This window comes from Microvirga sp. P5_D2 (assembly GCF_054049475.1).
The window spans coordinates 1-8,422 of sequence record NZ_JBFUMH010000194.1 but is presented as its reverse complement, the minus strand read 5'-3'; the positions used below and the strand labels follow the sequence as shown (position 1 = coordinate 8,422).

Annotated in this window: 5 protein-coding genes and 2 pseudogenes; 4 read left to right on the top strand and 3 right to left on the bottom strand. The window is 57.5% G+C overall.

The annotated features are described in order from the left end of the window. Positions 1-366: 366 nt before the first annotated feature. Positions 367-744 carry a hypothetical protein gene (locus tag ACXJKO_RS27410; protein WP_457094205.1) on the bottom strand — a complete coding sequence of 126 codons (378 nt, stop codon included), beginning with the start codon at positions 742-744 and terminating at the stop codon, positions 367-369. Between the two features lie 418 nt (positions 745-1,162). On the opposite strand from ACXJKO_RS27410, the pseudogene repC reads away from it, so the two are divergent. The 4 genes and pseudogenes from repC to ACXJKO_RS27390 form a co-directional block, all read left to right on the top strand. Continuing rightward, positions 1,163-1,342: pseudogene (repC, locus tag ACXJKO_RS27405) on the top strand (replication initiation protein RepC); the annotation flags it as partial. A 231-nt stretch (positions 1,343-1,573) separates the two neighbouring features. Next, positions 1,574-1,828, top strand: a complete 255-nt coding sequence (locus ACXJKO_RS27400; protein ID WP_457094204.1) for a WGR domain-containing protein — start codon at positions 1,574-1,576, stop codon at positions 1,826-1,828. 1,086 nt (positions 1,829-2,914) lie between these two features. Further along, on the top strand, positions 2,915-3,349 hold the full coding sequence (locus tag ACXJKO_RS27395; RefSeq protein ID WP_457094203.1) for a hypothetical protein: 435 nt from the start codon (positions 2,915-2,917) through the stop codon (positions 3,347-3,349). A 1,433-nt stretch (positions 3,350-4,782) separates the two neighbouring features. Then, complete coding sequence (locus ACXJKO_RS27390; RefSeq protein ID WP_457094202.1) at positions 4,783-7,158, top strand: EAL domain-containing protein; 2,376 nt, start codon at positions 4,783-4,785, stop codon at positions 7,156-7,158. A 214-nt stretch (positions 7,159-7,372) separates the two neighbouring features. Here ACXJKO_RS27390 and ACXJKO_RS27385 read toward each other — a convergent pair whose 3' ends face one another. Both ACXJKO_RS27385 and ACXJKO_RS27380 read right to left on the bottom strand, forming a co-directional pair. Further along, on the bottom strand, positions 7,373-8,071 hold the full coding sequence (locus ACXJKO_RS27385) for an IS6 family transposase (RefSeq protein ID WP_457094201.1): 699 nt from the start codon (positions 8,069-8,071) through the stop codon (positions 7,373-7,375). Between the two features lie 113 nt (positions 8,072-8,184). After that, positions 8,185-8,422, bottom strand: a pseudogene (locus ACXJKO_RS27380) (IS630 family transposase); the annotation flags it as partial.

Sequence of the window (8,422 nt, the reverse complement as noted above, 5' to 3'; positions counted from 1 at the left end):
TTGGTGAGCCAACATACAATAAGCCCGCCTCTCAAGACTTCTTGTCAAAACTCTCGTCCAGCGAAATCTGGCGTGTCAGCGCAAGTAGATGGATGAACTTTAGTGAGAGGTATGCATGCCTTTACACAGCAAGGCATTGCAGGGGAAGCTTCGATGACGCGCTCTGGTCTGCRATTTCGGTGGGTTGAGGGGCAGGGATGCTTCGAGCCAGCAAGCCCCCGCCCTGAGCAACATCTTCGGAGGCAGTGTCACTCTGATGGAGAAGCTCTGTTCTTCGTTTGGGGGTGGGCGACACGGTCTTCCTTTGGATGCTCCGAAATTGGCCTATCGATTTCTACTGTGCAGGAAGGCCCCGTTCAGGGCTGCTCATTGTTGTGAGCTCGACGGGATGACAGCAGGCTTTGCTTTCCGTGTCCTTTGAGCACCCTCGGGCTGAGAACTCATGTGAAAGGGGAGGGCAAGTTGCTTCTTGCCTTGCACCGGAGCTTCCATAAGCCCAGCTCGTTCGAGCCATTGCTGGAAATACCGGTCTGCGACGTGCTTAGCCTTCTGCTGTGTATCCTCGATGCCTTGCAGCTGCACCCCGGCTGATGTCGGAACATCATTCAGATACCAACGGAAGCGGCCCTGGTCGCTTCCGCTCAAGACGCGGTACACGCGTGCAAAGACGTGGAGGTGCAGACTGCCCACCACATCATGAGGGTTGTTGTCGTCAGGGATTGTAGGCTTCCACCGCAGTGCCATTTCGCGCCTTTCTCAGCACTCACACTGCCTACACCGGAAGGGCTAAAGAGATGTTATTGGATCTTCTGCCACAACGATCGTAATCCAGCATTTCAAATGCTGCTGTAACCCGTGCGTGAGGAGGAAGCGGAAACTCAGGGAGCGACTTGTCAGACGTCGCGCGAAAGTAGACGCCATAGCAATTTTGGCGAGCCCTCACTGTCGATTAAGCATGTCCTCTATAGGACGATCAAGGCGGACGGCTCATCGAAAGAAGATCCAGTCCCTACGGTTTCGTGATGCGCTGTTGTCGAGAGCCTGACGAGTGACCTCCCGCAAGGCTCTGTTGCATTAACCCGTCAAGCCACAAGATCTGGTAGCTGGTCAGGCCAACAAACACGCTATGGCTTGTGTCGCGCGAAGTTAATGCAACAGAGCCGGTGAGGAACAGGCCTGCATCACAGTGGCTGCAATTCTTCAACGGGCGGAGTCGATCCGAAGCCCAGGCGCATACCTACGGAACCTGACGGAGAGAGCGAAAGCCGGCCAGTTCTCTCTAGGCCCTGTGCTGATGGCACTGTTGCGGYCAGAAGCTTCGAAGGAGCGAAAGCATGCCTGAGGCTTATAGGATAATTCCGAGGATATAGAGCAGCAATGGCCCTCCGATCGCCCCGCCGAGAACAATCGGAAACCAGTGAGGATAGGGCTTATCATGTCCGGTATATTCATTCATTAGAAGCCCCTATTCATATGAGCTTGTGCTCATGGATTTATAACGGGCTCTTTTTAAGGCTCCGCTTGAATCAGTATTATCGCACTGCATAAACTCTGGCTTGATGAATAGTGTCGCATGGTGAAGGACGAACGCTCGCCCATTCAGCACCACCTCGTGCTGCACCGGATCGACCCAAACGGGCAGCGGCGGTTCTATTCCCTCATGATCGAGCGGGATCTGTTCGGGACCGTGCGYCTGGTCTGYTGCTGGGGRAGRGTAGGSRCAYGKGGCCRGGAGAYAGCGACGGAATTCCCGACCKAGGRWGAYGCAGCGGARGCCTTAGAGGCGCTGGCRAGCGCAAGGCGAAAGGACGGCTATCAGGATCTGTAGCGCCGCCGGGGCTTGGTCTGACCGTTGCTGCGGAAGCATCCACCTGAAGTCTGCGCCAAACGTCATATTATTCGAGCCGGCCATATGACCTAGACCGTCCAGCCGAATTTCGTTGCCCCGCGAGAAACCTTAGAATTGAGGGGTCAGAAGGTGGAGAGACGATATGCTCGAATTCTCATTGCACTCGATCATCCCCGCACTTGCAGTAAGTTCTCTTGTCTTGGTCGTCGTTCTTGACTGGCGCGAGCGCCGCGGGACTGAACCCCGTCAGGCAGACATGAAGTAGTGAGCGGAATCGACGTCAGCGCCACCGGCCCATGTCGTCGAACGCGCCCTTCACGCCGCATAGGAGCCGCCCTGTTTATGATCCAAACAGGACATCCCGCCTTGTTGGGAAGTTCGTGTGTGTGACCTGTGGCGCGCTGTACGAGGTGACTATTCGGCGCCAGCCCGAGCGTGAGAATAACTACCAGCACTGTGAATGCTGCGGACAGGTGATGGCGGAATGGAATGACACCGTCATTCCATCCTTCAAGCTGATCGAGGTCCCTAAGCAGGGATTCAAGGAATAAGCACGACTACCTCAACACACCTTCCGGTGCTGACACGAGCGGGAAGGCGTCCCCGTTATTCTACCTTCGGAACATCATCTCCAGGCGGCTCAGAAGGCTCGGGAGGCTGTATCCCGGGTTCAGGATCCGGTGCTGGGATGTCAGGTTGTGGCGGAGCCGGAATGTCTGGCTCAGGCGATGGCGCTGGAATGTCGGGCTGTGGGTTATCCGCGTAGGGAATATCAGACATCACGTTCCATCCATTACTGAGTGCCAGGAGGCGGGACATAGGGCACTTCGTCTAGCGAGGGCTCGTCCGGATCAGTCGGGGTATCGTCCCCTGGAACAGGATCAAGCTCAGGCAATGGGCCTGGTACATTAGGGTCCTCTAACCCTGGATCTTCAGGCTTCGACGTTCCAGACATATCGCACTCCTGAATTGCTTCGCTCTAAGGCAAGCCACCACTCAGATGGTAGTTCCCCCTAGCCACAGGAATCCTGTCCATCTTAGACTCTCCGTAAAGGGGAGGCGGGAATGGCGCGAGCAGAGGATGACGACGTCGTTGTCGAATTCACGGTGCAACTCATGGAAATCCATGAGGACATGCCAGCGGAACGCCTCGTCCACGGAATCAATGGAGTCATCAAGCTCTTCGACTTTGAGGGTCAGGAACAGCAGATTGGCACTCTGAGCGCCTACTTGTTCAACATCAGCGCGCTGAATGCGCACCCTTGCGTCCAAGGCCCGAAGGTGCTCGGGCACTGGCATGTCATCTATGCTCGCGATGAGGAGGACTATGAAGCCCAGCGAGCCGGGTTGATTGCGTCCGGTCGCGCCAAGCCGGAGGATTTCTGTATTGAGGAGCAGGTGGCTGAAACGGATGCGGCTCGGATGCTTGAAACCTTTCCCATCACTCACACTCATGAGGAATGGCTAGACCTCCTTGCACAAGAGGAGCGTGCTCGATGAGCAAGGCTATCACTTCACGACTTGAGAAGCTGGAGGCTGCTGCGGGCGCTGCAAAGGGTGCTCGTCCTTGGCGTCGGATCATTGCGCATTCGCACGAGGAGGCAGAGGCGAAGCATTTGGCCCTCGTTGAGTCCGGTGAGCTCTCAAGGGACGATAACGCCGTCTATCGGATCATCACAGGCGTTCCTCGCGCTCCAGAGAGCATTACCCGATGAGCAGAGCCACACTTACCCGCTTGGCCCGTCTGGAGGCCTCTGCCCCTCGCCCTGACCTCATGRYGCATGTCATCCCGGCTCACACTGATGAGGAGTTCCAGGAGAAGCGTGCGGCCTTCATCGATCGACACGGGGTCAATGCGTCAGACACGTTCGTGAGGGTCCATAAGTTYACMCAGACGGAGCCCTTYGCCACRGGCARGACAATRRCGGATCTRCTGGCSCATGTCGCYATGAACGGGCGCCGGGTTCACGACTATGGAAGGAATGCGCAATGAACCGCAGCATCATCAGACGGCTTGAGGTCTTGGARGAGATGGCTCYGAAGGACACKGGYAARTATCAYRTGMTYCTCGTGGCTAGTGACGAGGAGGAGGAGCAGAAAACCGCTGAGTTGAAGGCTTCTCCTAAATGGACGGAGGGCGACAACCTGATGATTATTCGGCTGGTAGGCGTCGAAGTCCCCGAGGTGCAGTGAGCAGGACGCATTCAGGGCTGCCGATGCCCGACAACCCCTGCGCCGGCTAGTTTGTCTTTAAGCTCGTTGGTGTGACTAGGGAGCGGAAGGCTGGCTCATCCTGTGGGTTCGATGCAACGACGGGAGAGGGTCCCAGCATCTGAAGAACAGGAGCTGCGATAATACCAGCGACGAGGGCGAATGCTGCGATTGCAAGCCCTACCCGTCCATAGATTGCCACCAGATCCTTGCGCGTCATGCGATGCCCTTGGGKTGTTGAGGCTGCCYGGAGCGTAACGGCTCCCAAGGAATTGGCAAGTGCASCYACTTGCTGGGTTGTGCTGAGGCGAGAAGGCATTCTCCCCATTACTACAGGCTTTTATAACGGCTGCCTCTGGCTTTGAATCGTTTGTTCAGAGTGGGGGGATGGCCCCGGRGCGCYCTAGATATTTGATTCAAAAACCTACGCACTTGTTGCGAAGGCACAGGCAGGCGTTGCATGCCATCGGGAGGGGYGTTGAAACCCGGAATGGCYCGGTAGGACAGCTTAGCGATATTCTGAGCACTTGCCCTTTCGCGGKCGACTGAATATAGGACATGGTRTATCTTAGACAAAAGTAGTATTCTCTGAGACGGCCTAAACGCGCCTGACCAAACACGCGTTGTTACTGAATCACAAAAATAAGGAAACCAAAGTGGGGGTTGCTAGTACGTCAGCTTGGTTCGAGGGGGGCTCGAGTCAAGGCGATCCTCCAGATCCCATGTCGCTCCTGGACGGGATCAGCGACTGTATCTTTTGCTTGGATACGCAGTGGCGGTTTACCTATCTGAGTAAGCGTGCGGTGGCTGAGATTGCCGGAGGGCGACAGCTCACAGGCATAAGCATCTGGGCCACATTTCCGGAAGCTATCGGGTCACCGTTTGAGGCCGCCTACCGTCGTGCCATGGCTGAGAGGTCRAGGCAGGTTTTTGAAGCGTTTTATCCGCCTCTGTCAGCCTGGTACGAGGTTCATGCGGTCCCTGTTGAAAGCGGTTTGTCTGTCTTCTTCCGCAACATCAACGATCGGAAGCTGGCTGCAGAGACAGCCCGCCAAGCTCACAATCTGCTCCAAACCGTTATCGACAGCGTTGAGGATCTGATCTTCGTCAAGGATCGAGATGGCAGATTCATCTTCATCAATCGTCAGATAACCGAAGGGAGTTCGTTGATCGGAAAGCGGGTCGGCGACTTCTATTCCCCTGAGCTTGTAGATGTGTATGAGCAAGCCGACCGCCACGTGATTTCGACCGGAGAGGTTTCCAAAGTCGAGGAGACCATCCCGATCCGTGGAGAACCCCGCCGGTTCCAGACCGTGAAGGTGCCGTGGCGTAGGGAGGGCGAAATCATCGGCGTCATTGGTGTTTCACGCGATCTGACAGAGCGGATCCAGGCGGAAGAATCGCTTCGCGAAAGCAGACGTAAGCTTGCAACACTCATCAATAGTTTGCCCGGCCTCGTCTATAGTGCTGATCCAAAGCTGCTTTGGCCGATCATATTCATTAGCGAGGGCGCAGAAACCCTGACCGGCTACCGTGCTGCCGACTTTAGCAATGGAACTCTCGACTGGGATGATATTGTTCATCCGGAGGACCTTCAGGAGTTCGAGAGGGCTGTATCTCAAGCCTGTAAGGATCGCTGCCTCTTCTCCGCCGTGTACCGGATTGTGACACGATCGGGCGAGATCCGCTGGGTGCTGGACCGTGGTCAGTTCATCTACAACGGGTCCGGTGAWGCCGTTTCCTTGGAGGGGTTCGTCGGAGACCTGACAGAACAAAAGCAGGCGGAGGAGCGCATCCGCTGGGTGGCACACCACGATGCTCTGACCGAGCTGCCTAATCGAGCCCTGTTCAACGAGCAGCTTGATGAGGCAATCAGGCAGACAGCCGGCTCGGGCCGGAAAATGGGCTTGCTGTTTCTTGATGTCGATCATCTCAAGCATGTCAATGATACGCTAGGGCATGGTGCCGGCGATGCCCTCCTCGTTGAGGTGGCGCAGAGGCTTCGGCAATCGGTTCGTGGCACGGATACGGTGACTCGCAACGGCGGGGATGAGTTCGCCGTCATTCTGCCTGACATTGATGGCGAGCTCGGATTGAACGCTATCATCGAAGGTATCCTCAGCTGCCTCGAAGAGCCGTTCTCCTATGGCGGACGCATCCTTGATTGCCGCGCGAGCATCGGGGCCAGCATCTGGCCTGGTGATGGAAGCAAAACCTCTGACCTTCTGAAGCAGRCCGACATGGCGCTTCATGCGGCCAAGTCCACCGGACGCGGCAAGGCCATGCTGTTCGAGCCTGAGATGCGGGCTGACGCTCAGCGCAGGGCCTCCATGCTGAACCATGCGCGCCGGGCGACCGAGCAGCGGCGGATCGAGCCCTTCTATCAGCCCAAGGTTCTGCTGGGTACGGGGGAGCTTGCCGGCTTTGAGGCCCTGCTCCGGTGGCGCAACCCACGCGGTGGTCTAGAACTGCCATCAATGATTCAAGCCGCGTTCGATGATCCACGCTTTGCCATCGCAATAGGTCAGCAGATGCAGGAGGGCATCATCAGCAACATGCGTCAGTGGCTGGATGCCGGACTCGAATTCGGTCATGTCGCGGTCAATGCCTCGGCGGCCGAGTTCCGCAGCGGCCGTTTTGCCGAACAGCTGCTGGAGCGGCTCAGATTGGCTGACATACCGACACGCTACCTCGAGGTGGAGGTCACGGAGACGGTGTTTCTRGGGCGGGGAGCCGAGTACGTGGARCAGGCCCTTYGGACGCTTCACGTGGAAGGGGTGAGAATTGCCCTCGATGACTTCGGCACAGGGTACGCTTCCCTACTRCACCTGAAGCAGTACCCTGTTGATGTCATCAAAATTGACCGKTCCTTYGTTAAGGATCTCGCCTCCAAWTCAGAGGATGCTGCAATCCTATCGTCAGTCCTGTCGCTCGGGCGGRSTCTTGGCCTGGAAACAGTCGCAGAAGGGATTGAGACAGCTGCCCAAGCCGACTTCCTTCAAAGGCATGGCTGTAGCCACGGGCAGGGYTATTTCTTTGGCAGACCTRCTCCAGGGGGCTATATTCCTGATTTGATTTCATCTTGGGAGCGATGGTGAAGTCAGAGCGAAGCCTCATCCCTGCCTACGCCAGCGATGGCAGGGTGTGGTGAGGCGGGTCGATTGGAGTGCCCTAAAAAGGGAGCTGCAATCCCTATGCGACCTGGAAGGCTCGGCGGGCTCTTTCCCGGATCTCGTCCAGCTCGTCCTGAAGGGGTGCTGTCACATTAACTGACAGCGGACGCACCGAGGCCAATGCGGTCAGCTGACAGGCTCAGGCAAGGCCGGCTGCAGACTTCCACGCCGCCATGGCCTTGAGGCGGTGAAGGTGGGTGGCAAGGGCAGAGCGGCGGGACCGGGGCGGAACGAAGAGATTGCCGACGGCAGAGAACACACTGACAAATCTCTGTAGCCCTCTCGGTGATCGAAATCCCTGCATTGCCCTCTCTCGCCGACGCAAGGGCAGATGCGAATTCTCCGCACGGTTATTCAACCCTTTGTGCGAGCGGTGCTCCACCGCGGGCATGATCTGAGGGTGAGCGGCCGCGTAGGAGCCGAGCTTGTCGGTGATCAGCCGCCGAGGTGGGCCGCCCTGCTTGCGCAAGAGCCGTTTCAGCAAGCGCTTGGCCGCTGTGGTGTTGCGGCGCGTCTGGACGATCTCATCGAGCACATAGCCGTCCTGATCAACCGCCCGCCACAGCCAGTGCTTCTGGCCGGCAATGGTAACCACCACCTCATCCAAGTGCCAGATGTCGCGCCGGCTCGGCGTCTTGCGTTTGAGGCGGCGAGCGTACGCCGGCCCGAACTTCAGCGCCCACCGGCGGACGGTCTCGTAGGAGACGCGAATGCCGCGCTCGAGCAGCATCTCCTCGACCAGCCGCAGACTCAGAGGAAACCGGAAATACAACCAGACTGCATGGGCGATGATCTCAGGCGGAAAGCGGTGGCGCTGGTAGCTGACAGGCTTGCTCATGCTGGCCCGACTACACGGTCGCGGTCAAACCCGAGTTAACGTGACAACACCAGTTCGCCCGCTACCATGGTCTCTAGGCCATGGCCACAGGTAGGTTAGCCCGCCCTCGTCACCTAGTGGATGGAATCTGACGCTTGGTACCCACGTCTGACCGAGGCGATGATTTGATCCGGATCGGCTGTCCAGGTGAAAGGCTTCGGACGGGTGTTGGTCTCGGCAACATACCGGTTGATGGCGGCTTGGAGATCAACCACGGAGTGGAACACTCCTCGCTTGAGCCTCTGCCGGGTCAGTTTGGCAAAGAAACCCTCCACCGCGTTGAGCCACGAGCATGAGGTCGGGGTGAAGTGG

Coding starts and splice junctions, on each gene's coding strand:
- ACXJKO_RS27395 (WP_457094203.1), top strand. CDS start 2,915: ATGGCGCGAGCAGAGGATGACGACGTCGTTGTCGAATTCACGGTGCAA.
- ACXJKO_RS27385 (WP_457094201.1), bottom strand. CDS start 8,071: ATGAGCAAGCCTGTCAGCTACCAGCGCCACCGCTTTCCGCCTGAGATC.
- ACXJKO_RS27410 (WP_457094205.1), bottom strand. CDS start 744: ATGGCACTGCGGTGGAAGCCTACAATCCCTGACGACAACAACCCTCAT.